21 protein-coding genes are annotated in these 24,692 nt (G+C 64.7%); all 21 read left to right on the forward strand.

The window, feature by feature from the left end; genetic code table 11:
- Nucleotides 1–736: hypothetical protein (locus IIB36_17135; GenBank protein ID MCH7533463.1), on the forward strand; the 736-nt coding region annotated here is incomplete at its 5' end.
- A gap of 42 nt (nucleotides 737–778) precedes the next feature.
- Complete coding sequence (gene prfB / locus IIB36_17140; protein ID MCH7533464.1) at nucleotides 779–1,879, forward strand: peptide chain release factor 2; 1,101 nt, start codon at nucleotides 779–781, stop codon at nucleotides 1,877–1,879.
- A gap of 14 nt (nucleotides 1,880–1,893) precedes the next feature.
- Complete coding sequence (gene lysS / locus IIB36_17145; GenBank protein MCH7533465.1) at nucleotides 1,894–3,420, forward strand: lysine--tRNA ligase; 1,527 nt, start codon at nucleotides 1,894–1,896, stop codon at nucleotides 3,418–3,420.
- Complete coding sequence (locus tag IIB36_17150; protein ID MCH7533466.1) at nucleotides 3,417–4,706, forward strand: ABC transporter permease; 1,290 nt, start codon at nucleotides 3,417–3,419, stop codon at nucleotides 4,704–4,706. The genes lysS and IIB36_17150 overlap by 4 nt, the downstream gene beginning before the upstream one ends.
- Entirely contained in the window at nucleotides 4,699–5,424 is a 726-nt protein-coding gene (locus IIB36_17155) for an ABC transporter ATP-binding protein (protein ID MCH7533467.1), read from the forward strand. Before IIB36_17150 ends, IIB36_17155 begins: the two co-directional genes overlap by 8 nt.
- A 6-nt stretch (nucleotides 5,425–5,430) precedes the next feature.
- Nucleotides 5,431–6,006, forward strand: coding sequence for a UvrB/UvrC motif-containing protein (locus IIB36_17160; protein MCH7533468.1), 576 nt, complete (start codon nucleotides 5,431–5,433; stop codon nucleotides 6,004–6,006).
- 19 nt (nucleotides 6,007–6,025) lie between these two features.
- A complete protein-coding gene (locus IIB36_17165) occupies nucleotides 6,026–7,162 on the forward strand; it encodes a protein arginine kinase (protein MCH7533469.1) in 1,137 nt (378 codons plus the stop codon).
- A complete protein-coding gene (locus IIB36_17170; protein ID MCH7533470.1) occupies nucleotides 7,159–9,642 on the forward strand; it encodes an ATP-dependent Clp protease ATP-binding subunit in 2,484 nt (827 codons plus the stop codon). Before IIB36_17165 ends, IIB36_17170 begins: the two co-directional genes overlap by 4 nt.
- Nucleotides 9,639–12,077, forward strand: coding sequence for an outer membrane protein assembly factor BamA (bamA, locus tag IIB36_17175; protein ID MCH7533471.1), 2,439 nt, complete (start codon nucleotides 9,639–9,641; stop codon nucleotides 12,075–12,077). The genes IIB36_17170 and bamA overlap by 4 nt, the downstream gene beginning before the upstream one ends.
- A 43-nt stretch (nucleotides 12,078–12,120) precedes the next feature.
- Nucleotides 12,121–12,660: an OmpH family outer membrane protein gene (locus IIB36_17180; protein ID MCH7533472.1), complete on the forward strand. Its 540-nt coding sequence runs from the start codon at nucleotides 12,121–12,123 to the stop codon at nucleotides 12,658–12,660.
- Between the two features lie 54 nt (nucleotides 12,661–12,714).
- The gene (gene lpxD, locus IIB36_17185; protein ID MCH7533473.1) at nucleotides 12,715–13,761 is read left to right on the forward strand and encodes a UDP-3-O-(3-hydroxymyristoyl)glucosamine N-acyltransferase; all 1,047 of its coding nucleotides are present in this window, start codon (nucleotides 12,715–12,717) and stop codon (nucleotides 13,759–13,761) included.
- Nucleotides 13,758–15,044, forward strand: coding sequence for a bifunctional UDP-3-O-[3-hydroxymyristoyl] N-acetylglucosamine deacetylase/3-hydroxyacyl-ACP dehydratase (locus IIB36_17190; protein ID MCH7533474.1), 1,287 nt, complete (start codon nucleotides 13,758–13,760; stop codon nucleotides 15,042–15,044). Before lpxD ends, IIB36_17190 begins: the two co-directional genes overlap by 4 nt.
- Complete coding sequence (lpxA, locus tag IIB36_17195; protein ID MCH7533475.1) at nucleotides 15,041–15,844, forward strand: acyl-ACP--UDP-N-acetylglucosamine O-acyltransferase; 804 nt, start codon at nucleotides 15,041–15,043, stop codon at nucleotides 15,842–15,844. Before IIB36_17190 ends, lpxA begins: the two co-directional genes overlap by 4 nt.
- Nucleotides 15,845–15,992: 148 nt before the next feature.
- A complete protein-coding gene (gene lpxB, locus IIB36_17200; GenBank protein ID MCH7533476.1) occupies nucleotides 15,993–17,126 on the forward strand; it encodes a lipid-A-disaccharide synthase in 1,134 nt (377 codons plus the stop codon).
- A complete protein-coding gene (locus IIB36_17205) occupies nucleotides 17,123–17,845 on the forward strand; it encodes a lysophospholipid acyltransferase family protein (protein MCH7533477.1) in 723 nt (240 codons plus the stop codon). The genes lpxB and IIB36_17205 overlap by 4 nt, the downstream gene beginning before the upstream one ends.
- Nucleotides 17,815–18,855 (forward strand): tetraacyldisaccharide 4'-kinase, encoded by a 1,041-nt coding sequence (locus IIB36_17210; GenBank protein MCH7533478.1) that lies wholly within the window; start codon nucleotides 17,815–17,817, stop codon nucleotides 18,853–18,855. Before IIB36_17205 ends, IIB36_17210 begins: the two co-directional genes overlap by 31 nt.
- A complete protein-coding gene (locus IIB36_17215; GenBank protein ID MCH7533479.1) occupies nucleotides 18,852–19,322 on the forward strand; it encodes a 23S rRNA (pseudouridine(1915)-N(3))-methyltransferase RlmH in 471 nt (156 codons plus the stop codon). Before IIB36_17210 ends, IIB36_17215 begins: the two co-directional genes overlap by 4 nt.
- 4 nt (nucleotides 19,323–19,326) lie before the next feature.
- Nucleotides 19,327–20,913 (forward strand): bacillithiol biosynthesis cysteine-adding enzyme BshC, encoded by a 1,587-nt coding sequence (gene bshC, locus IIB36_17220; protein ID MCH7533480.1) that lies wholly within the window; start codon nucleotides 19,327–19,329, stop codon nucleotides 20,911–20,913.
- Nucleotides 20,914–20,966: 53 nt separating this feature from the next.
- The gene (locus IIB36_17225) at nucleotides 20,967–21,248 is read left to right on the forward strand and encodes a hypothetical protein (protein MCH7533481.1); all 282 of its coding nucleotides are present in this window, start codon (nucleotides 20,967–20,969) and stop codon (nucleotides 21,246–21,248) included.
- Nucleotides 21,232–22,806 carry a murein biosynthesis integral membrane protein MurJ gene (murJ, locus tag IIB36_17230; GenBank protein ID MCH7533482.1) on the forward strand — a complete coding sequence of 525 codons (1,575 nt, stop codon included), beginning with the start codon at nucleotides 21,232–21,234 and terminating at the stop codon, nucleotides 22,804–22,806. The genes IIB36_17225 and murJ overlap by 17 nt, the downstream gene beginning before the upstream one ends.
- A gap of 58 nt (nucleotides 22,807–22,864) precedes the next feature.
- Complete coding sequence (uvrC, locus tag IIB36_17235) at nucleotides 22,865–24,691, forward strand: excinuclease ABC subunit UvrC (GenBank protein MCH7533483.1); 1,827 nt, start codon at nucleotides 22,865–22,867, stop codon at nucleotides 24,689–24,691.
- Nucleotide 24,692 lies beyond the last annotated feature (1 nt).

Below are 24,692 nucleotides of genomic sequence, written 5' to 3' on the forward strand. Positions count from 1 at the left end.
ACCAGAGCCGGAGGTCGCGCCGGAACCAGAGCCGGAGGTCGCGCCGGAACCAGAGCCGGAGGTCGCGTCCGCACCAGAGCCGGAGGTCGCGTCCGCACCAGAGCCAGAGGTCGCGTCCGCACCAGAGCCAGAGGTCGCGCCCGCACCAGAGCCGGAGGTCGCGCCCGCACCAGAGCCAGAGGTCGCTGCCAAGTGGGAGCCGGAACCGGAGCCCGAACCAGAGGCAGAGGTCTCCGCCGAGCCGGAGCCCGAACCGGAGCCAGAGCCGGAATTCGCTGTCGAGCCGGAAGAAGAGATGACGAGCGACTTCAGCACGGAGGCACCGGCGGAGCCGGACTTCTCAGTTGAGGTGGAAGACGACGATGCCGCCGACGAAGGACCGGCTACGAGCTCGGTCTTCAGCGGGGATGCGCCGGCGGATACGGAAGAGGCACCCGCCCCGGCTGAGGATGCTGCCCCGAAGGTCAGCGCTTTCTCCTTCGGCAAAAGGGATCCGAAGGACAAGGCGAAGCGCCTCGCGAGAGTTCTCGTGTCCGACATGACGATGTACAACGCCGACCTACACCGGTCTGCGCTGGCCAAGGGCACGCTGAAGGAGGACTTCGAGGAGGAGATCAAACAGTCCTGGAAGGAGTACGTGGAGCAGGTTGGCGCCGAGATGGCCGAAGGAGATGGCCTGGAATTCTGGCGCCAGGCGCTCAACGACGTGCTCGCGAAGGGCGAACAGCTCTTCTAGCTCTCACGGCGAAAGTCCCCAAAAACACATGGTGTAGAATGAATAAGGAGCAGCTACAGCAACTCGAGAATCTCGGCGACACTGTCCGGGAGCTCAGGGGGTATCTTTGACCTCGACGCACGTCAGGAGCGCCTGAAGTCGCTCGATTCTGAAATGGCTCAGCCCGGTTTCTGGGACAAGCAAGAGCTGGCCAAGGCGGTCATCGACGAATCCAATAGTATCAAGGGCTGGCTCGAGCCCTGGCGAGCGCTCGATGGCCGCGTGTCGGATTTGCGCGCGCTGGTCGAGCTGCTCGAGGAGGAGGACGACGCGGAGCTCGCGGCCGAGTTCGGCAGCGGTGTCGCTGACCTCGCGAAGGGAGTCGAGGCTCTCGAGCTACGCACCATGCTCCAGGGCAAAGACGACCACCGGGGGGCGATCATCACGATCCATCCGGGGGCTGGTGGGCTCGAGTCCCAGGACTGGGCCCAGATGCTCATGCGCATGTACACGCGCTGGGCCGAGAGGGGTGGCTTCACGGTCAATGTTCTCGACCTCCAGCCGGCGGAGGAGGCGGGAATCAAGAGCGCGACGCTCGAGATCAACGGAGAGCACGCGTACGGATTCCTCAAGGCTGAGGGCGGCGTTCACCGCCTCGTGCGTATTTCGCCCTTCGACGCGCAGGCTCGCCGGCACACCTCGTTCGCGAGCGTCTTCATCTATCCTCAGGTGGACGACAGCATCGAGATCGAGATCGACGACGGCGACCTCCGTGTCGATACGTACCGCGCGTCCGGCGCCGGCGGACAGCACGTGAACAAGACCGATTCCGCGGTCCGTCTCACGCACCGGCCGACTGGGATCGTGGTCCAGTGCCAGCAGGAGCGCTCTCAGCACAAGAACCGCGCTACCGCGATGAAGATGCTGCGCGCCCGCCTGTATCAGCACGCGCTGGAAGAGAAAGAAAAGGAGCGAGCGGCGCTCGAGGCGCAGAAGACCGATATCGGTTTCGGGAGCCAGATTCGGTCCTACGTTTTCCAACCGTACACGATGGTCAATGACCACAGGACCGAGCTCAAGATCACGGACGTCCAGTCCGTGATGGACGGCGCGATCGATCCGTTCATCGAAGCCTATCTGAAAATGCTAGGCGCGGTCCGGTAGACCCGCACCGACCTATGGAAGATCTGAGCCAGCTGCTCCGCATACGGCGCGAAAAGCTCGAAGCCCTCCGCGAGCGGGGTATCGAGCCCTTCGTGTACAATTACGACCCGACGCATCGCACGGTCGCGGTCGCCGCGTCGTTCGAGGCGGCTGAGAAGGAGGGCGGGCTCAGTGAAGACGGCGACGGGGAGTCGGCCCGACTCGGCGGTCGCATCGTGAGCTGGCGGGGCCACGGCAAGAGCGCGTTCGCGCACCTCGAGGACGGAGATGGTCGCATCCAGATCTACTTCAAGAAGGACGTGCTCGGTGACGGACCTTTCGGAGACCTGGACCTGATCGACCTCGGGGACTGGATCGGGGTGGAGGGGCGCGCCTTCCGCACCCGTACCGGCGAGATCACGATCCGGGCTGAGTCGTATACGCTGCTCACCAAGTCGCTGCGGCCGCTTCCCTTCGGCAAGGTCGAGACCGACCTGGAGACAGGTGAACGCACGGTGCACTCCGGCTTCTCGGACCAGGAGACGCGCTACCGACAACGCTACGCTGACCTGGCTGTTCATCCCGAGGTCCGGGAGGTCTTTCGCACGCGCTCCCGAATCATCACGGCTCTACGTTCGTTCCTGGATTCGGAGGGCTTCTTGGAGGTCGAGACGCCCGTGCTCCAGCCGCTGTACGGTGGCGCCTCCGCGAAGCCGTTCGTGACGAATCACCACGCGTTGGACCAGACGATGTATCTGCGCATCGCGGACGAGCTGTACCTCAAACGCCTCATCGTCGGGGGCTTGGATCGGGTCTACGAGATCTCGAAGGACTTCCGAAACGAGGGGCTGAGCCGCATGCACAACCCCGAGTTCACCATGCTCGAGTGGTACGAGGCGTTCACCGACTACCGAGACCAGATGGATCTGGTCGAGCGCATGGTTCTGTACGTGCTGGACGACGTCATCGCTTCGCGCACAGTCACGTACGGAGAGCACGAGATCACGTTCGAGCCTCCGTTTCGGCGTCTGAGTCTGGTCGGCGGCCTGTCGCATGCGTTGGGTCTCGACGTTCATGAGATGGGAGAGGGCGAGCTGCGGGCAAAGGCCGAGGAGCTGCAGGTCCCAGACCTCGACGGTGCCGGCCGAGGCAAGCTGATCGACAAGCTCTTCGGTGAGCTCGTCGAACCCGACTTGATTCAGCCGACGTTCGTGATCGACCACCCGAAGGAGCTGAGTCCGCTCGCGAAGCCGAGCCGCGAGGACGCACGTCTGACGGAGCGCTTTGAGCTGTACATCGCCGGCGCGGAGATCTTCAACGCGTTCTCGGAGCTCAACGACCCGATCGACCAGCGGCAGCGCTTCGAGGCCCAGGCGGCGCTGCGCGCCGCGGGGGACGAAGAAGCTCAACAGGTCGACGAGGACTACATCCGCGCGCTCGAGTACGGCATGCCACCCACCGGTGGTGTCGGCTTGGGCGTGGACCGCCTGGTGATGATGCTGACGAACCAGTCCTCGATCCGGGACGTCATCCTGTTTCCCATGCTCCGGGACGAAGAGTGAGCGCTTCGAGGGGGCGCGGCAGCAACGGCCGCCTGCACTGGTTCATAGCCCGCCACTACCTCGGCGCTAGCCGAGGACAGGGCCTGCTATCGCTCAGTACGTGGATCGCGCTCGGTAGCGTGACCGTCGGCGTGACGGCGCTCGTCATCGTGATCGCAGTGATGACCGGCATGCAGGAGGACCTCCAATCGAAGATCCTGGAGTCGACGCCGCACGTGGTCGTTATGGAGCAGGGCACGAGCTTGCGGCTGCACGACTATCCGACCGTACTCGAAAAGATACGCGCCACGGAGCACGTGACGGGCGCCGCGCCGTTCGTGCTTGCGCAGGTGTCGATCGTCCGGGGCAAAGGGGATACTCGATACACTCAATCTGCCGAGCTCTATGGTATCGCGTTCGACACGATCGGGGCCCCGCCCACGGACATGGCGAGGCAGATCATCGAGGGTGTGCTCGACCTCGAGCCGCCGAAGTCCGGCCTGTCTCCGCTGCTCATGGGCTCGCTTCTGGCGGACCGTATGCAGCTCTTCAAAGGAGACACGGTGGTGCTCATGGCCCTCGACAACCTCAAATTGGACCTCTTCGGCGGACTGGTCCCGACGCTGAGGCAATTCGAGGTCACGGGCACATTCAAGACCGGCATGTACGACTACGACATGAAGAACGTGTACACCACGCTCGAGGTCGCTCAGGAGCTGGTCGGCATCGAGGACCCCAATACGGTAGGCGGGATCGGCGTTCGCACGACGGATCCGGAGATGGCCCAGGTCGTGGCGCAGCGGTTGCAGGAGGCGTTGGGCGGATTCCCCTACTGGTCCGAGTCGTGGATCGTGACCAACCGGGCGCTCTTCAGCGCGCTCAAGCTCGAGAAGATTGCGATGGGGCTGATCCTCGGCCTCATTCTGGTCGTCGCCGCGTTCAACATCGTCAGCACCCTGGTAATGGTGGTATCGGATCGCACCCGCGAGATCGGCATCCTGAAGGCCATGGGCATGACTCGGGGAGGCATCTTGAGGGTCTTCGTGCTGCAGGGGGCGTGGATCGGCGTGGTGGGCACGCTCTTGGGCTCCGTGCTCGGCGTCGGGGTCGGGTTGCTCATCGACCGCTACGACATCATCAAGATCCCGCCCGACGTGTATTTCGTGGACAGCCTGCCGGTCTCGATCTACGTGCCTGATGTGTTGATGATCGTCGTTGGCAGCATCGTCGTGGCTTTCCTCGCCACCGTGTATCCGGCGATCCAGGCGTCCCGCCTCGAGCCGGTGGACGCGATCCGTCATGACTGACGAGACGACTGTGGCGGCGACGAACGGCGCACCACCGCCGCTCGCGGCCAAGCACCTGCGAAAGAGCTTCATCGCTGGGGATGGAAGCCGACTGGAGATTCTGAGGGAGGTCGACTTCGAGATTGCGGCGGGAGAGGTTGTCGCGATCACTGGGGCGAGTGGCGCGGGGAAGTCGACGCTCCTCCACCTTCTGGGGGCGCTCGACGTGCCCACGGGTGGGGAGGTGCTGGTGGGTGGTCGGTCGGTCGCCGGCCTGGCGGACGAAGAGCTCGCCCACGTACGCAATCAGCACGTGGGCTTCGTCTTCCAGTTCCACCACTTGCTGCGGGAGTTCACGGCGCTCGAGAACGTGATGATGCCGGCGCTCATCGCCGGCGCGTCGCCACGCGAAGCTACGGAGAGGGCGTCGAGCCTTCTGGTCGCTGTCGGCGTCGACCATCGAGAGGGCCACAAGCCGAGTCAGCTATCGGGCGGGGAGCAGCAGCGCGTGGCGGTCGCGAGAGCGCTCGTCAACGAGCCTCTCGTACTGCTCCTGGACGAACCCTCGGGCAACCTGGATACCGAAACGAGCGAGCGCCTTCACGACCTGCTGTTCCGGCTTCGCGAGCGGCGAGCGGTTTCGATGGTGATCGTGACGCACAACCGCGAGCTGGCAGCTCGGGCGGACCGGATTCTGGAACTTGTTGGAGGGCGGCTCCAACCGGTCCCTCAGGTGTAGCCTGCGTTGAAGAGGGCTTCGAGCAGCGTCGCGGACGGTGCCGGCGCCCACCAACGTTCACGCAATACGCGTTTCACGATGCCAGACAACATCTGCGATAGCTGTGGCTCGTCCGACGCGGTCGTGAATTTCACGCAGATCGTGAAGGATGAGATGTCCACGTTCCGTCTGTGCGAGGCGTGCGCTGCCGAGAAGGGGCTCGAGCCGGCTCCGGAGCCGAGCAGCCTTCCGCTCACGGACTTTCTCGCCCAGATGGGCGACGAGCGCGGACACGATGAGCTCGACGCTGACCGCCAGTGCTCGTTCTGTGGCCTTACGTTCGGGCAGTTCCGCGAGACGGGTCGCCTCGGATGCCCGCATTGCTATCAGACGTTCGAAAGCCACCTTCGCCGGTTGCTACGTCGCGTTCACGGAAGCGTGCAGCACGTGGGAAAGGTGTACCTCCCGCCAGACCCGACTGCGTCCGAAATGGAAAAACGCCTGGACGGGCTGCGGCGTAAGCTTGATCGCGCCATCGAGGCAGAGGACTTTGAGCGGGCGGCCGAAGTGAGGGATCAGATCCGATCCCTCGAGCCCGCGTGAGGACAGGACAGTAGAGCGGATGAACGACTTCACGACGATACCGGACTACGGGCTCAGCTGGCTCGATGCCAGCGGTGAGCACGCCGACATCGTGCTGTCCACCCGCGTTCGGCTCGCGCGGAACCTCCAGGGGCACGCGTTCGGCCCACGGGCTCGCGTGAACGACCGCGAGGCGGTTCTCCGACTCTTCAAGAGCTCGATCGAGCACGCCGAGACTCTATCGGGTGGGACACTGCTCGAGATGCCCGACGTCGCGACACGCACGCGCCGGATCCTGCTCGAACGGCGACTGGTGACGAGAGATCTTCTCGGAGACGAAGAGAGCGGTCCTCCTCGAGGTACGGCGGTCCATCTTTCGAGTCGTGATCCCATCAGTGTAATGGTGAATGAGGAGGATCATCTCCGTGTCCAGAGCTTGCTCTCAGGCCTCCGCATCCGAGAGGCATGGCGCATGGTGGACCGGCTCGACGAAGAGCTCGGTCGTGAGTTGCCGTATGCCTACCACCACGAGTTCGGTTTTCTCACGAGCTGTCCGACCAACGTGGGCTCTGGGCTGCGCGCATCCGTCTTTATGCATCTCCCGGGCTTGGTCCTCACCAAGGAGATCGGGAAGGTGCTCCAGGGGCTCGGCCAGGTGGGACTGACCTTCCGCGGGCTGTACGGCGAGGGGTCCGAGGTCGTGGGGAACTTCTTCCAGGTATCGAATCAGACGACGCTGGGGAAGACCGAGGAAGACTTGGTGGATCACCTCGACAAGGTCGCCCGCCAAGTGATCCAATATGAAGTGCAGGCGAGACAGGTACTGCTGCGCGACGCGCGCGGTGTAACCGAAGACAAAATCTGGAGAGCATACGGCCTTCTGCGTTATGCGCGGTCGCTCTCCTTCGAAGAGTTGATGAATTTACTCTCGGGCGTGCGGTTGGGGCTTTCTCTGAAACTACTCCCCGGCCTCCGTGTATACACGCTCAACAAGATGATGATTTTTTCGCAGCCGGCTCACTTGGAGCAGGCCGCGGGGCGTGAACTACCTTCATCCGAGAGCGACACGCACCGTGCGGCCTTTGTACGGCGCATTCTTGCTTCTGAGGGGGACGTCACGTCCGACGGTACGTCGGCAACTGATGAACTCCCGAACGACAGTCCGGACGGACGATGAACTACAACTTCACCGACCGAGTGAGGAAAGTGTTGGCGATGGCTCGAGAGGAGGCCATCCGCCTACAGCATGACTATGTGGGTACCGAGCACATCTTGCTCGGGCTCATCCGTGAAGGCGAAGGCGTCGCGGCGGCGGTTCTGACGAACCTCGACATCGATCTCGAGCAGATCCACGAGCGGGTCGAAGAGTCGGTGCGCAAGGGCAAGGCGACCATCGCGCTCGGCGAGTTGCCCTATACGTCGCGTGCCAAAAAGGTGTTGGAGTTCGCGATGGCCGAGGCGCGTGACTTCAACCACTCCTACGTCGGTACCGAGCACCTGCTGCTCGGCCTCCTGCGAGAGGAGAAGGGGATTGCCGCCCAGGTTCTGAACTCGCTCGGCGTGACACTCGATGAGGCCCGAGGCGAAACGCTCAAGGTTCTCGGTTCCGACGTCACGCCGTCCGAGCCCGCCGGCATCGGAGGAGGGGGCTCCGGCACTCCCTCCGGCAAGCAAAGCGACAAGAAATCCAAGACTCCCGCGCTCGATCACTTCTGCCGCGACCTGACGGAGCTGGCTCGCCAGGACAAGCTCGATCCAACCATTGGGCGGGCTACCGAGATCGAACGGGTCGTGGAGATTCTATGCCGTCGCAAGAAGAACAATCCCGTGCTCATCGGTGAGCCCGGTGTGGGCAAGACCGCCATCGTGGAAGGTCTCGCGCAACTCATCTCGCGTGGGGAGATCACGGAAGCTCTGAAGGACTACCGGGTCCTGGCGCTCGACATGGCTGCGGTCATCGCGGGCACCAAGTACCGGGGCCAGTTCGAGGAGCGGCTCAAGGCCGTGATGAGCGAGATCCAGCAGGCGAAGACCGTCATTCTCTTCATCGACGAGATGCATACACTCGTCGGGGCAGGGGCCGCGGAAGGCGCCATCGACGCCTCCAACATGCTCAAGCCGGCGCTCGCCCGTGGTGAGCTGCAGTGCATCGGAGCGTCGACGCTGAACGAGTATCGGAAGTACATCGAGAAAGACGGGGCGCTGGAGCGGCGCTTCCAGCCGGTCATCGTCGATCCTCCCGCGGTGGAGGAGACGGTGGAGATTCTGAAAGGGCTGCGCGGTCACTACGAGGACCATCACCGTATCGTGATTCCGGACGAAGCGATCGAGAACGCGGCCAAGCTCGCCGACCGGTACATTACGGATCGCTTCCTGCCCGACAAAGCGATCGACGTGATCGACGAGGCGGGAGCGCGCGCACGCATCGCGAGCGCAGTGCCGCCGCCCGAGGTCGAGGAGCTCAAGGCGCAGCTCGCCGAGATCGCGAATCGGAAGGAAGAGGCGATCGGCAACCAGGACTTCGAGCGTGCCGCCGAACTCAGGGACGAGGAGCGCGAGTTCAGCCAGTCGATCCGGCAGCGGCAGGAAGCGTGGGAGGAAGAGCGCAAGCATCACCGGCCCGAGATATCCTCGGAGGACGTCGCGTTCATCGTCAGTCGTTGGACGGGGATTCCGGTAACGCGTATCCGCCAGACCGAGTCCGACCGTCTGGTGAACATGGAAGACGAACTGCACAAGCGCATCGTCGGCCAGCAGGACGCAATAGAGGCGATCAGCCGAGCGATCCGGCGCAGCCGAGCCGGGCTGAAGGACCCGAGGCGCCCGATCGGTTCGTTTATCTTCTCCGGACCGACCGGCGTCGGCAAGACCGAGTTGGCGCGGGCGCTCGCAGAGTTCTTGTTCGCGGACAGCGACGCGCTGATCCGTGTCGACATGAGCGAGTACATGGAGAAGTTCTCGGTGTCGCGCCTGATCGGTGCTCCTCCGGGATACGTCGGCTACGAGGACTCGGGCGCGCTCACCAAGGCGGTACGACGGCGCCCCTATTCCGTCGTGCTTCTGGACGAGATCGAAAAGGCGCACCCCGACGTCTTCAACATCCTCCTGCAGGTGCTCGATGAAGGTCATCTCACGGACAACTACGGCCGGGTGATCGACTTCAAGAACACCGTGCTGATCATGACCTCGAACCTGGGCGCGCGGGATATCGCGAAGGGTGGAGGCCTCGGCTTCCAGTCCGCGGATCGCGGGACCAGCTACGAGATCATGCAAGACAAGGTCCGTCAGGAGATCGAACGCGCGTTCAACCCCGAGTTCCTGAACCGCGTAGACGACATCATCGTCTTCCACCCGCTGACGAAGGCGGAAATCGCGGAAATCGTGCACATCCTGCTCGAGGAGATGCGGAGTCGCCTTGGGGAGGAGGGGATGACGCTCACGCTCACGGACGCCGCGATCGAATTCCTCGTGGAAGAGGGATACGACGAGAGGTTCGGCGCTCGACCGCTCAAGCGGGCGATCCAGAAGTACCTCGAAGATCCACTGTCGGAGAAGATTCTCACGACCGAGTTCGCCGCCGGGGACGAGGTCGAAGTGGACGCGGATCCGGAGGGAGGAGGCTTGACCCTCCGGGTGGAGTCGACGAGCAAGACGTGACGGACTTGACTCATATGCGAGACCGCCTCGGGAAGGCCACCGCTCTGGCGGCGGCCTTCTTCGCCATCATGGGGCTGACGTCTCCTACAGCTGTGGCCGCCCAGGCCCAACCGACCGTGTCCGTGGACACCGTAGTCGTGGAGGGCAACTCGGAGCGCATCCAGGAGCAGTCGATCGTGGCGCTCTTCGGTGTGCAGCCTGGCTCCGAGGTCACGTACCGGGACATCCAGCGCGGCATGAAGCAGTTGATGAGGAGCGGGCAGTTCAAGGACGTGGTGATTCGGGTCCGAGGCACGTCACCCGTGGAGCTGGTCATCCAGGTCGAGGAGCAGGCTCGGGTTCGCACCGTCCAGCTGAATGGGCTCGAGCATCTGTCGCCGCGCGAGGTCAGGGACACCACCGGGCTGAGGCCGGGCTTGCCGTTCAACTCGCAACGCATCCTCGACGCGAAGGCGTACATCCGGTCCGAGCTCGCAGCAGACGGCATTCCGTTCGTGGAGATCACCGAGCGGATTGAACAGGTCCCCGGAGAGGACAACGAAGTCGATATCATCCTCGACATCGTCGAGGGTCAGCGCGTGACGATCGCGCACATGGAGTTCATCGGGAACGAGCATTTCACCGACGACCAGTTGCGCGGCGCGATGTCCATCAAGCCCGAGGGCTTCTGGTGGTTCCGTTCCGGCAGTTTCGACCAGCTCCGGTTGGCCGAAGATCTCTCGGTGAAACTCCCGCAGCTTTACAGCAGCCGCGGTTTCTTGGACTTTCACGTCCTCTCGGACACGGTCATCGTCGATCCGAGCACGGGCAAGGCGAGCCTGGTCATCGAGCTCGACGAGGGTGAGCAGTACCGACTCGGCTCGTTCACGGTCGAAGGGAACCGTCGCTTCACCAGCGAGGAGCTCGAGGGCTATTTCGCGAGACGTGGGGGCGGCATCCTGAGCAGCCTCGGATTCGGGGGTGGCGACGAAGCACGGGGGGAGGAGGGGGAGGTCTTCGATTACGGGGCGTTCCAGGAGGCGGTCCAGATCGCTGAGGAGCGGTACCGGAACGAAGGGTATCTGTATGCCCGCATCACGCCGATCGTCGACAAGGTCCCCTCGGAGAACGGCGGGCCGCCGACGATCGACGCCACGTGGCAGATCACCGAGGGCTCGCCGGCGCTCGTGAACCGGGTAACGATCTCGGGCAACGAGTACACCTACGAGTGGGTGATCCGGAACCAGGTATTTATTCTGCCCGGTGACGTGTATAGCCAGGACCGGGTGTTGCGCAGCTACCAGAACATCTCTGCGCTGGGCTTCTTCGAGACGCCGGGGCCGTTCCCGGATATCCAACCGAACGAGGAGGGTGACGTCGACATCACCTTCAACGTGGTTGAAAAGCAGACCGGCTCCATCAACTTCGGCACCTCGCTCGGGGGCGGCGTAGGCCTCTCCGGCTTCATCGGATACCAGCAGCCCAACCTGTTCGGGCAGGCGAAGTCGGGCAGCCTGCGGTGGGACTTCGGTCGCTACCTGAACAGCTTCGAGGTGAGCTACACCGACCCGGCTCTCTTTCAGAGCCTCGTGTCGGGATCGCTGACGCTATTCAATTCGCGGGACCGCTTCTTCCAGTTCGCCACGGGCCGGCGACGCCGGGTGGGAATGAGCACGCGCTTCGGTTTCCCGTGGCCGAACTCGAGGGTTTCCCGGGTCTTCGTCGGTTATGGCTTGTCGCAGACGAAGTACGAGCAGTTCAGCGACTCCGAGGATACGTCACTATTCAGTCGTCCACCTGGCGTGCAAAGCCAGCTCACGCTGGGCCTTACCCGTCAAACGCTGGATCACCCGCTCTTCCCGACCAGCGGCTCACGCCAAAACATCAACATCGAAGCGAACGGCGGGCTGCTCGGTGGGGACGGCCAGTTCACGCGCGTGCTGGCCGACGCGAATTGGTGGGTCCCCATCGGCGGGAGCGCCATGGGCGAAGGAGGGGCTCCCGGTGGTGTGCGCTTCGCTCTCGGACTGACGCTCAGGGCTGGTGCCGTTTTCGGTGACGCGTCGGCGTTCCCCTTCGATCGGTTCTGGATGGGTGGTGTGCAGTTCGGCCAGAACCTGCGCGGGTACGACGAGACGACGATCACGCCCCTCGGCTACTTCCCTGAGCGCGCAGGGGGCATCAACGACATCGATCGGCTCGGCGACGCCTTCTTCAGCGTGACCGCCGAATACGCCCTACGGTTGAGCGGCCAGATCGGGATCTCGCTCTTCTACGATGCCGGTAATGTGTGGCGCAGGCCCGGCGAGTTCGACCCGACGCGCATGTTCCGCGGAGCGGGATTGGGCTTGTCGCTGGTGACCCCGTTTGGACCTATTGGGCTCGACTACGCGTATGGATTTGATAAGACGAACCCCGGATGGCAGCTCCACTTCCGTATGGGTCCGGGTTTCTAGAACTTACGAGGCTGTGGTGCACCACTTGACGGAGTATTGGCATATGAGACGCACTTCGCTCGCGTCCCTGGCTTTGGCCACCCTGCTTTCGGCGGGGGCTGCGGAGGCGCAGACGGTAAAGATCGGCTACATCAACTCTACTGAAATCGTGCAGAGCGCTCCCGGCTCGGCGCAAGCCCAGGCTCAGTTCGATGCCGAGTTGCAGTCGGCGCAGGAGGAGATCCAGCGCCTGCAGACCGAACTCCAAAACCTGGACCAGCAGCTACAGCAACAGCAGCTCACGCTCTCGCCAGAGGCCAAGGCGAACCGCCAGCAGCAGCTGCAGGTCAGGGTCCAGGAGTTCGAGCAGCGGACCGCGCAGCTCCAAGAGCAGGCAAACACGCGCCGAGCGGAGTTGGTTCAGCCGATCATGGACCAGATCACCGAAGTGATCGAGGCTCTGCGTGAGGAGGGCAACTACGCGATGATACTCGACGCCGCCGCCGGATCCATCATCTCGGCGGACCCGGCTCTGGATCTCACGCAGGAAGTTCTGCGTAGGCTCGAGGCCGCGGCGGCTGCAGCGCCCGGAGGGGGGCAGTAGAGTAGTCCTATACGCGTGTGGCCTGTGAACGACTCTAGCGCGAAGCAGACTGGGGTGCCTGGACTGACGTTGGCTGAGATCGCCGAGCTGGTCGGGGGCCGGCTGGAGGGGGATGGCGACACGTCGATCCGCGGTATCGGACCCGTCGATGAGGTCAGCGGAGAAGATCAAGTCGCGTTTCTGGCCACGAAGCGGTACGCGCGTTTCGTGCCCGATTCCAGGGCTGGAGCCTACCTGGTAGCGTCTGAGCTCGAGTCCTACGTGCCGGAGGGCGTTCCTTGCGTCGTCGTCGACGACGCCTACCCGGCGCTGTGCACGGTGCTGGCGCACTTTCACCCCGATCCGGCGTGGACGTCGCATGTGCATTCCACGGCGGTGATCGGGAAGGGGGTCTCCCTCGGCGAGGGAATCCGGATCGGCCCGTATGCCGTGATCGAGGCTGGCGCGGTCATCGGCGATCGCACGCGGATCGGTGCCCACTGTGTAGTCGGCCGCGACACCGAGATCGGCCGCGACTGTCTCTTCTATCCGCACGTCGTCGTTTACCACGAGTGCTCGGTGGGCGATCGCGTGATTCTCCACTCGGGGGTACGCGTGGGGTCGGACGGCTTCGGCTTCACGTTTGTAGACGGGGCGCACCGCAAGATGCCGCAGGTCGGGCGCTGCATCGTCGAAGACGACGTCGAGGTCGGCGCCAACAGCACGCTGGACCGAGGATCCCTGGGGGACACGGTGATCGGGAAGGGCTCGAAACTCGACAACCTCGTGCACATGGCGCACAACGTCCGTGTCGGAGCCCTCTCGCTGTTCGCCGCACTGGTCGGCGTTGCGGGCTCCGTGCGCATCGGGCAGGGTGTGTGGATGGGTGGCCAAGTCGGGGTGAGTAACCACCTCGAGATCGGCGACGGAGCCCGCCTCGCGATCGCGACGAAGCTCATGCGAGATGTGCCCGCGGGAGAGACGATGTCGGGCCACCCAGCCCGCCCACACCGCGAGCAGCTGAAGAAACAGGCCCATCTCGGCCGCATTCCGAAGCTGGTGAAACGCGTCGAGCGATTGGAATCCATCGTTTCCGAACTGTCGGGCGGAACGCAGCCATGAGCGCTCCCAGTCAGCGCACGATCGCGAAGGAGATCACGCTGGAAGGTTGGGGTGTGCATTCGGGTGAGGCCGCGACCTTGACGTTCCGTGCTGCCGGGCCTGGGACGGGCATCCGCTTCCGGCGTGTCGACCTCGACGGTTCGCCGGAAGTGCCGGCGCGGCTCGACCACGTGGTCGACACCGAGCTCGGTACGTCGCTCGCCTGCGGAGAGACCAAGGTGCTCACCGTGGAGCACGTCATGGCCGCGCTCGGCGCCCTCGAGATCGACAACGCGACACTCGATCTCACAGGGCCTGAGATTCCCATCCGAGACGGGTCGTTCCAAGACTACTTCCGCGCCCTGAGCGACGCCGTGCCGGTGGAGCAGGACGCCGAAGCTCGCGTCATCAGCGTTGGCGAGCCTTTGACCACCGACGGGGACGGGGGGCAATCGTACGTGGCCACGCGCGGATCAGGCCTCCGAGTCTCAGCCACGATCGACTTCGAGCACGACGCGATCGGGAGGTGCTTCGGCTCTTTTTCCGCGGCAGCCGGATCGTTCGCGGTCGAGCTTGCTCCGGCACGGACCTTCGGCTTCAAGGCGGATGCTGAAGCACTGCACGCGCGCGGGCTCGCGCTCGGCGCGTCGCTCGAGAACACCGTGGTGCTGGACGACGACGGAGTCATGAACGACGGCCTGCGCTTCGAGGATGAGTTCCTGCGCCACAAGGTTGGGGATATCGTCGGCGATCTCGCGCTCATCGGCGCGCGCATCAACGCTCACGTGGTGGCGGAGCGGCCAAGCCACCGTGGCAACGTAGCCCTCGCGAAAGCGATCGCCGGGCAGGGTCGGTGCTCTGGCCGGCAGCCGGTCGTCGATATCACCAAGATCATGGAGTACCTGCCGCATCGGTACCCGATGCTGCTGGTGGACCGCATTACGGAGTACGAGCAGGGCAAACGGATCGTCGGCATCAAGAACGTCACGATCAATGAGCCGTTCTTCCAAGGCCACTATCCGGGACATCCGGTGATGCCAGGCGTGCTCATCATCGAAGCGATGGCGCAGGTGGGCGGACTCTTGCTGATCGACCATGTGGAGAACCCCGAGGAAAAGGTTGTCTACTTCATGTCGCTCAACAACGTGAAGTGGCGGAGGCCGGTCACGCCCGGCGACACCATCGTCTTCGAGTTGGAGCTGACGCGGTACCGAAGGCATGTCTGCAAGATGCGGGGGCGTGCGTACGTCGATGGCAAGCTGGTTGCCGAGGCGGACCTAATGGCGAGGGTCGTCGACAAATGAGCGACGTCACCGTCGGAACACGAGGGGAGACCGAGGTCCATGCGACGGCGCTCGTGGATCCCGCGGCAGAGCTCGGCCAGGGCGTCACCATCGGCCCCTGGGCTCTGATCGGTCCGCGCGTGCGCATCGGGGACGGGGCGGAGGTCGGTCCGCGCGTGCTCATCGAGCGCGATACGACGGTGGGCGAGGACTGCCGCATCGCGAACGGAGCAGTACTCGGGACCGACCCACAGGATCTGAAGTTCCAGGGTGAGGAATCGACCCTGGAGGTAGGAGCCCGAACCGTTGTCCGCGAGTTCGCGACGCTCAACCGCGGGACCTCTGCGGCCGGCCGAACAGTTGTCGGCAGCGATTGCCTGCTCATGGCGTACACTCACGTCGCTCACGACTGCGAGCTCGGGAATCACGTGATCTTGTCGAACGCGGTGAACATGGGGGGGCACGTGGTCATCGAGGACTGGGTGACCGTCGGCGGCCTGACCCCGATCCATCAGTTCGTGCGCATCGGAGCACATGCTTTCGTGGGCGGAGGCTCCCGAATTCCACAGGACGTACCCCCTTACTGCCGCGCCGCGGGGAATCCGCCCAAGCTCTACGGGCTGAACACCGTCGGTCTGGAGCGGCGCGGATTCTCCGAGGACGTGCGCAAGGCGCTCAAGCACGCGTACCGCATTCTGTTCGGCTCGAACCTCAACCTGTCACAGGCGCTCGAACGAGCGGACGAGGATGTGCCTGCGATCCCCGAGGTGCGGCACCTCCTCGAGTTCATCCGTGCGGGCGAGCGCGGGATCACGCTCTAGCAGGGCGAAATCACATGTCACTCATTCGCGTGCGCCGCAGACGGAAGAAGAACTGGATCGACGCCCGGAAGGGAATGCCCCCCAGGCGTCTCATGGGGCTGCTGGTGCTCACCATGGCCCTCATCTGGTATCTCGGCTCGCGATTCTAGTGGGTGGGCCGGGGGACTCGCCGACCGTTCTCCTGCTCGCGGGCGAGGCGTCGGGGGACCACCATGGAGCTGGCGTCGCCCGGGCTTTACGTCGACGCCTTCCGAACGCCCGTCTGCTCGGTCTCGGTGGTCCACTCATGGAGAGGGAAGGTGTGGAGCTACTCGCCGGGCTCGAGGAGCTTGCGGTCATGGGTTTCACCGAGATCGTGGGCCGACTCGAGTTCTTTAGGGAGCTGGAGCGCCGCATCACGGACGTCGTTTGGTCGACGGATCTCGTTATCGCCATCGACTACCCGGGCTTCAACATGCGAATCGCCCGGGTCGCACACGACGCGGGCCGTCCGGTGGTCTACTACATCGCGCCGAAGGTGTGGGCGTCGCGCCCGGGACGAGCAAAGCGATTGGCGGCGGTGACGGACCACGTTGCCGTGATCTTCCCCTTCGAGGTGGAGATTCTCGAGGCGGCTGGCGCGACGGTCGACTACGTCGGCAACCCGCTGCTCGATCGGCCGGACGATGTGGTGGATTCGGCGACCTTCCACGAGACGTGGGGGCTGGACTCGGCTCGCCCCATCCTCGCCATCCTGCCGGGTTCCAGGAAGCAGGAGATCGCGCGGCACCTCGCGCTTTTCTTGCAGGCAGCGGATTCGGTCCGGCAGTCTAGGCCCGACGTGCAGCCCGTGATCTCCAGGGCCAGTACGCTGCCTCGGGATCTCTATGAACACGTCGGATTCCCGGTGGTGGACGATACCAGGGCGCTCCTGCGTCACGCGCGGGCTGGGCTCGTCAAGTCGGGGACTGCGACGCTGGAGGCCGCGCTCGAGGTGACTCCGTTCGTCGTGGCCTACCGCATGGCCCCTCTCTCGTGGGAGATCGTGAAGCGCGTGCTCCGCGTGAAGAACGTGTCGCTCCCGAACTTGGTGGCGGGCGCGGACATCGTGCCCGAGCTCCTCCAGGACGACGCGGTCCCCGAGCGCTTGGCGGAGCTGCTCCTCCCGCTCCTCGACGACGCCAGCCCGGCGTATAAGAAACAGATCGACGGGCTGTCGAAGATCGAGAGCCTCTTGGGAACGCCTGGCGCCTCAGAGCGCGTGGCGGAGCTCGGCATCGGGCTGCTCCGGGCACGCGCGTGAGCACGGACCGCAAGCGCAACCTCATATTCGAGACGGCCGGCGTACTGGGCACGGGGCTCGTGGCCGCGCTCTTCATGACGACGCGCGTGGAGCGAATCGGGGCGGAGAACTACCGACACTTCAGACGGGAGGGAAAGCAGGTCATCTTCGTCTTTTGGCACGGTCAGCTCTTGCCGTTGGTCCACTATCACCGCCGGGAGGGGATCGTCGTGCTCGTGAGTGAGCACGCGGACGGCGAGTACATCACGCGGGTCATCGAGCGGAACGGCTTCGGGACCGTCCGTGGTTCGAGCAGACGTGGGGCCACCAAGGGCCTCAAGGGCCTCGTACGGGCCGCCGAGGGCCGGACACGACCTTGCCCACTGACCCCTGACGGTCCGAGGGGCCCCGTGGGCGTATTCAAGCCCGGAGCGTTGGCGGCTGCCCAGCTGACGGGGCTGCCGATCATTCCGCTCGCGGTGGGAGCTTCGTCCGGGTGGCGGTTCCGCAGCTGGGACGGCTTCCTGGTGCCCAAGCCGCTTTCCAGGATTCGACTCGAATACCTGCCGCCCCGCTTCGTTCCGCGCGACGCCGGCCGCGCGGAACTAGTACGCATGAGTACGGAGATAGGGCAGGACCTGAACGCACTCACCGCTCGGCTGAACGCCGAAGGGGTCGTTCCGCCCGGGGAGTCATGGAAAGGGGAGTCATGGCCGAGGGAGTCATGCCCGGAGGAGTGAAAGCGGCGCTGTCCCTGTTCGCGCGCCGTTGGTGGGCGGGGGAGGCCGGCGTGCCCGGGTACCTGCTGTCCGGCCTGCTCGCGCCGGCTTCGTGGGCGTATGGACTGCTGGTGTGGATGAGGAATGGGGCGCACGAGCGAAATGGAGGACAGCGTGTTCAAGGCCTCTGCGTCATCTCAGTCGGCAACCTCGCGGTGGGCGGGACCGGAAAGACCCCCTTCGCCGCATGGATGGCCCGGTTTCTGAGCGAGCGCGGTGTGCCCACCGCGATCGTGTCACGCGGTTACGGTCACGACGAGCTCGTGCTGCACCGCCAATGGAACCCTGAGGTCCCGGTCGAGGCCGACTCGGATCGCATCATCGCAGCGGCGCGCGCGCGCGACGCCGGCGCGACCGTCGCGGTGCTGGACGACGGCTTTCAGCACCGCCAGCTGGCACGCGATCTCGACTTGGTCCTGCTAGCCGCAGAAGACCGGTTCCCAGGTCGGTTGCTCCCGACAGGCCCCTATCGGGAGCCGGCCACGTCGCTTGCTCGGGCCGACGTGATCCTGGTTACACGGCGTACCGCCTCCTCGGAACGAGCGCTCGCGATCCTGCACCGAGCACGTGACTTCGCGCCGTCGCGGCCAGTGGGCGTCGTACGACTCGCGCCCGACGGGTGGCGGGACCTGAGCGGCGAGCAGGTCGCCGCGCCCTCAGGCGATGCGCTCGTCGTGGCGGCAGTGGCCCGTCCAGACGACTTCCGCGAGAATGTCGCGGTGCTCTTACGGAGGGACGTCGCGCTGTTGGCGTTTCCCGATCATCACGAGTATTCCGACGGCGACGTCAGAAGAATCGTGACCGCGGCGGGTGACCGGGCGGTCGTCATGACCGAAAAGGACGCAGTGAAGTTGGCGCCGTGGGCGAGCGACCTTCCAGGGGCCCGTGTCCTGACGCAGCGCATCGTTTGGGAGTCGGGCCGTGAGGAGGTCGAAATGAGAATAAGCGAGGCGATCGGGGGATTCTCGTGAGGCTGCTGGTCGTCGCGGTGGGGAAAGTGAAGGGTCCGCTGGCGCCGGTCGTTGCGGAATACGAACGACGGGCCGCCCGCTACTGGAAGCTGGAGGTCGAAGAAGTGGACGCCGGAGCCCGGCTTGGCTCACAGGATTCGGAGGCGGTCATGACCGCCGAAGCGGGGCGCCTGCTGGCGCGGGTCCCGGACGAGTTGGAGCTGATTGCGCTGACGCGTGGAGGCAAAGAGATGGGTTCTGAGGAACTCTCGGGGTACTTGCAGGAACGAGCGCTCCGTTCGGCAGCCGGCGTGGCGTTCGTGATCGGTGGAGCGCACGGTCTCGCGCAAGACGTGCTCACGAAAGCTCGGAGACGACTATCGCTGTCTGCCATGACGTTACCGCACGAGGTCGCTCGCCTCGTCCTGGCCGAGCAACTCTATCGCGCGGGCACGATCGCCCGTGGCGAGCCGTACCACAAAGGCTGACTCCGTGGAACTGATCGTAGGCCGTCCCTCGGGCTCCCCCGTGGTTCGGGACTACTTGGCGGGGGAGCCGTCGGTGCGGCCGTTCTTCCCTCGGGGCTTCGCAAGCACGGAGGATTTCAGGGCCAAGGCCGCCGAGGTCGACAGCCGCTTCGACCGAGTGGCTCGGGAGCGAGCCGTGGAAGCGATCATCGTCCCGCCTGGAGCCGACGCGGCGCGTCTCGAGAGCTTCGTCGAGCGCGGTGGCTACATGGTCACTACGGGCCAGCAACCGGCGCTCTTTGGAGGGCCGCTGTACAACGTCCACAAAGCGCTCACGGTGGTGCGCTTGGCTGAGGCTCTGGAGTCCGCTCTCGGCAAGCCCGTGATTCCCCTCTTCTGGGTGGCCTCGGACGATCATGACTGGGCCGAGGCGAACCACACGTACTTGATTGGCGTCGACAACGAGCTGCATCGCTTCGCGATCGACGCACCCGACCCCGATGTACATCCCCCGATCCATCGAATCCCGCTTGGGCCAACCGCCGAAGACCGTGTCGAGGAATTTCTACAAACTCTTCCTGTTACAGAGTTTAGTAGTGAATACTTCGAGTTGATTCGAGGTGCGTTCACGAGCGAGGCGACGCTCTCCGAGGGCTTCCACGCCGTCTATCAGAAGCTGCTCGGGCGCTTCGGCATCTTCTTCACCGACGCGGCGCACCCTGCCGTGAAGCGACACTCGGCCGAGACGCTGCTCGCCGAGCTGGCTCGATGTGAGGAGTTCGAGACGGTGCTGCGCGCCACCGCCGATGCCCTCGAGTCGGCGGGCTACGGGCTGCAGGTGCCCATCCTCGAGGGTGGCGTGAACCTCTTCCTCGAGGGCCCCTCAGGTCGCGAACGCATCTACAGGCAGGACGGAGGGTTCCGCCTGCGGACCTCCGATACGCAACTGTCGGCCGATGAAGTGCGCAGTCGACAGGCCGAAGATCCGTCGGTGCTCAGCCCCAACGTGCTACTGCGCCCGGTGATCGAGAGCATGATCTTCCCGACGCTGTCCTATGTGGGCGGGCCGGGCGAAATGGCGTATTTCGCACAGTTGCACGCGTACTTCGGAGCGCACGGGCTGGAGATGCCTATCGTCTACCCTCGCTTCGGTGTCACGCCTGTCGAGACGAAGATTCGCAAGGTGCTCACGAAGTTCGGGCTCGACGTCGACGCGCTCAACCGGCCGTTCCACGAGGTCGCGGGGGACATCGCGCGGGAGGAGGTGCCTGCCGACGTGAAGAAGGCGCTCAGGGGCTTGCGTGGTGCCATCGGGAAGGGTGTAGGTGAGCTCCAACAGGCGGTGACGCCGATCGACCCGACGTTGAAGGGGACGGTGCAGCACGTGCGCAGCCAGGCGTTCGCCGCGATCGACGATCTCGAGAAGAAGATCCTCCACGCCGTCAAGCGCGAGAACGAAATCGCGCTGTCGCAGCTCGAAAAGGCACAGGTACATCTGTTCCCGAACGGAACGCCAGCCGAGCGGGTCCAGAATCCCCTCTATTTCCTGACGAGATACGGTGGCGCGGTTCTTGACTCCCTGTACGAACGCTTTCAGGTGAACTTCGACTGAGTGAGGCGCGTATGATCTGTTGTGCTGTGCGCTTCGCAACCTAACTTCGGACCATGTGGCAACTGATTCTGGTTCTCGTCCTCCTCATCCCGCTCTTGGCGATCGTACTCGATTCGTCGGTCGGGCGCGCTTTGGCGTCCCGTCTGGAGCGGCGGAGTCTGGACGGCCCATCGGATCTCATGGCTGAACGCATCGCCTTTCTCGAGGGCGAGATGGAGCGGCTGACGAGCGAGATCGGACGCTTGGACGAGGAGAGTCAGTTCGTGACCAAACTCCTCTCTGAGCGGTCCGAGTCCACCGGGGCGGCTCTCCCACCGGGTGACGACTCCGACTGACGATCCCCCGACCGGCTCCGGCCGGGAAGCCCGCGCCGCCACCAGGGTAGGCGCGGGCATCTTTTTGAGCCGCCTCATGGGCTTCGTTCGTGAGCGGCTCTTCGCGCACTTCTTCGGGAGTAGCGACTTCGCGGATGCGTGGCGGGCGGCGTTTCGACTTCCGAACGTGCTGCGGAATCTGCTGGGTGAAGGCACGCTCTCAGCGTCGATGGTTCCCATCTATTCCGAGTTCCTCGGGCAGGGCAAGCACGAAGAAGCGAACCGCTTCGCGGGTGCCGTGCTGGGTCTTCTCACGGTGGTGTCAGCGGCGGCGGTTCTGCTAGGCGTGATGATCGCGCCGCTGTTCGTCCCGCTCTTCTTCCCGCGCTGGTCGCCGGAGAAACAGGCGATCACCACGACGTTGGTCCGGATTCTCCTGCCCATGAGCGGGATCCTGGTGATCTCGGCGTGGGCGATCGGGATCCTGGACAGTCACCGGCGGTTCTTTGTGTCCTACGTGGCCCCCGTCTTCTGGAACATCACCGTGATCACGGCGATGGTCGCCGGAGGAATCTATTGGGGCCTCGGACAGCGCGACCTGGTGGTCGTTCTCGCCTGGGGAGCGCTCATCGGTGGCGGTGTGCAGCTAGCGGTACAGCTACCGTTCGTGCTCCGGCTCGTGCACCGCGTACAGCCCTCCATGGGGCGAGGTGTCGAAGGCATTCCGGAAGGGATCCGCAACTTCGGGCCCGTGGTTGCGGCACGAGGGGTCGTCAACCTGAGCGGTTGGTTCGAGCTCTACCTGGCGGGGCTACTCGCGAACGGGGCGGTTGCGGTCATGGGATACGCACAGACGTTCTACCTGTTGCCGATCTCTCTGTTTGGGATCAGCGTCGCGGCCTCCGAGCTGCCGGAACTGTCGCGCATGCGCGGAGAGGATCGTGAGGTGCTCGCTGCCCGTGTGGCCGCAGCGCTCCGGCGGGTCTCGTACTTCGTCATCCCGTCGGCGATCGCTTATCTCGCGTTGGGGGACGTAGTGATCGCGGCGCTGTACGAAACCGGCGAGTTCCGGGCGGCACAGACGCTGGTGACCTGGGGCGTGCTGGCGGCCTTCGCGCTCGGCCTGCCGGTGTCGGCGTGCTCCCGAGCTCTCTCCTCGGTGTTCTACGCACTCCGCGACACAAAAACGCCGGCTCGGATCGCGTACGTGCGGGTTCTGGTGTCGATCGTGATCGGGGTGATCGCCATGATCCCGCTGGATCGGTACGGCTTCTCGGGCCTACGTCTCGGTGCCGCGGGACTCGCGATGGGCGCGTCTTGCGCCGCGTGGGTCGAGTTCGTGATGTTGCGCCGCGCTCTGGCACGCAAGATCGGAGCGCACGGACCGGGCGCGGGGCCGATCGTGCGGCTCACGCTCGCCGCTTCGCTCGCCGCGGCCCTCGGCGTCGCGCTACAGCTGATCTTGCCGCCGGCTCAACCGTGGGTCGTCGCGCTTGAAACGCTCCTTCCGTTCGGGGTACTCTACCTGGTCGCCACCGCGCTGCTCGGGCAGGGGATCAACCGCCGTCGTTCCACGTAGTAGGCGTCGGCCGGTCGTACCGGGCGGGCCGCCAACGACCACCCCACGGAGCACCGCTGTGCCAGTCGATACTGACACTTTGCGCACACTCTCGACGAAGCCCGGCGTCTACCTGTTCAAAGACGCCAAGGAAGGCGTGCTGTACGTCGGTAAGGCGAAGGCTCTGCGGAGCCGCGTCCGCAGCTACTTCCGGCGCGAGGCGGACCTGAGCGCCAAGAATCGCGAGTTGGTCCGGCTCATCGAGAGCGTGGACACGCTCGTGGTCGGCACGGAGGCCGAAGCGCTCATGCTCGAGGCCAACCTCATCAAGGAGCATCGGCCGCGCTTCAACATCCTCATGAAGGACGACAAGAAGTACCCGTACATCAAGGTCACCGTGAAGGAGCCGTTCCCGCGGGTGTATGTGACTCGGACTTTGGTGAGCGACGGTTCGCGGTACTTCGGTCCGTACACGTCGGTGGGCCCCATGCGGCAGGCGCTCGAGGTCGTGAAGCGACTGCACACCATGCGCTCGTGCCGCTACAACTTGCCGAAGGACGGACCCGACCGGCCGTGTCTCGACTACCACATCGGACGGTGCAAGGCGCCCTGCGTCGGCCTGCAGAGCGAAGCCGAGTATCGCAGAATGACGGACGAGATCCTGCGCATCCTCGAGGGCGAGACCGAGGAGCTCAGGGGTGACGTGGAGATGCGAATGCGCGAGGCGTCGGCGGCGCTCGACTTCGAGCGTGCCGCGCGCATGCGTGATGTGCTTACCGGTCTGGATGCGCTCGCCAAGGAGCAGCGCGTGCACCGCACTCAGGGGGGGGACCTGGACATCGTCGGCCTGGCGCGAGACGGCGATCTCGGCGCTGGGGTCGTGCTCAAGGTGCGCTCTGGGCTGCTACTCGGTCGCGACGCGCAGCGATTCGCCAAGATTCGGGACGAGTCCGAAGAGGATCTGCTGAGTTCGCTCGTCTCTAGGCACTACCTGGGCGCGGGAGACGCGGGGTTGGTCGATCTGCCGAGGCACGTGCTGTTGCCTCGTGAGCTCGAAGATCGTGCGTTGCTCGCGGAGATCCTCACGGAGGGCGCGGGCCGTCAGGTCGCAGTCACCGTGCCTCAGAGGGGCGAGAAGCTGCGTCTGATCGAGTTGGCGGAGGAGAACGCCCGCCAGGTGCTCGAGGACCGCGTTGCGGCGCTCGCGTATGCCGCGGATCGGGCCGAGGACGCGCTCTTCAGCCTCCAGGACGAGCTCGATCTCAAGGTGGTGCCCCGGCTCATGGTGTGCTTCGATATTTCGCACATCCAGGGCTCGGAGACCGTGGGAAGCGCGGTGGTCTTCCTGAACGGGGAGCCGCGCCGCGCGGCGTATCGCCACATGCGCATCAAGGGGGATTGGGGAAACGACGACTTCGCCTCCATGGAAGAGGTCGTCCGCCGGTACTTCCGGCGCCGTCGGGACGAGGACAAGCCGTTGCCCGATCTGGTCGTCATCGATGGCGGGAAGGGTCAGCTGAGCGCCGCGATGAGCGCCCTGGCTTCCCTCGAGCTGGAGGATGTGGCGGTCATCGCGCTCGCGAAGAGGGAGGAGGAGGTCTTCGTGCCAGGGAGCTCGGATCCCATCTTGCTCGACCGGAGAAACCGCGCGCTGCACTTGCTTCAGCGCATCCGGGACGAAGCCCACCGATTCGCGGTGCGGTACAACCGAAAACTCCGCCGCAAGCGTACCATTCGCAGCGAGCTCGGCGACATTCCCGGCATTGGCCCCCAGCGCCAGAGGGTTCTGCTGCGCCGCTTCGGATCCATAAAGGGCCTGCGCCAAGCGACCCGGGACGAAATCGCCCGCATCCCGGGCTTCTCCGAGGCGCTCGCGAGCCGCGTGTTGACCTATCTTGGAGGGTAAC

The organism is Gemmatimonadota bacterium, assembly GCA_022560615.1.
GTDB lineage: Bacteria > Gemmatimonadota > Gemmatimonadetes > Longimicrobiales > Gaopeijiaceae > UBA1138.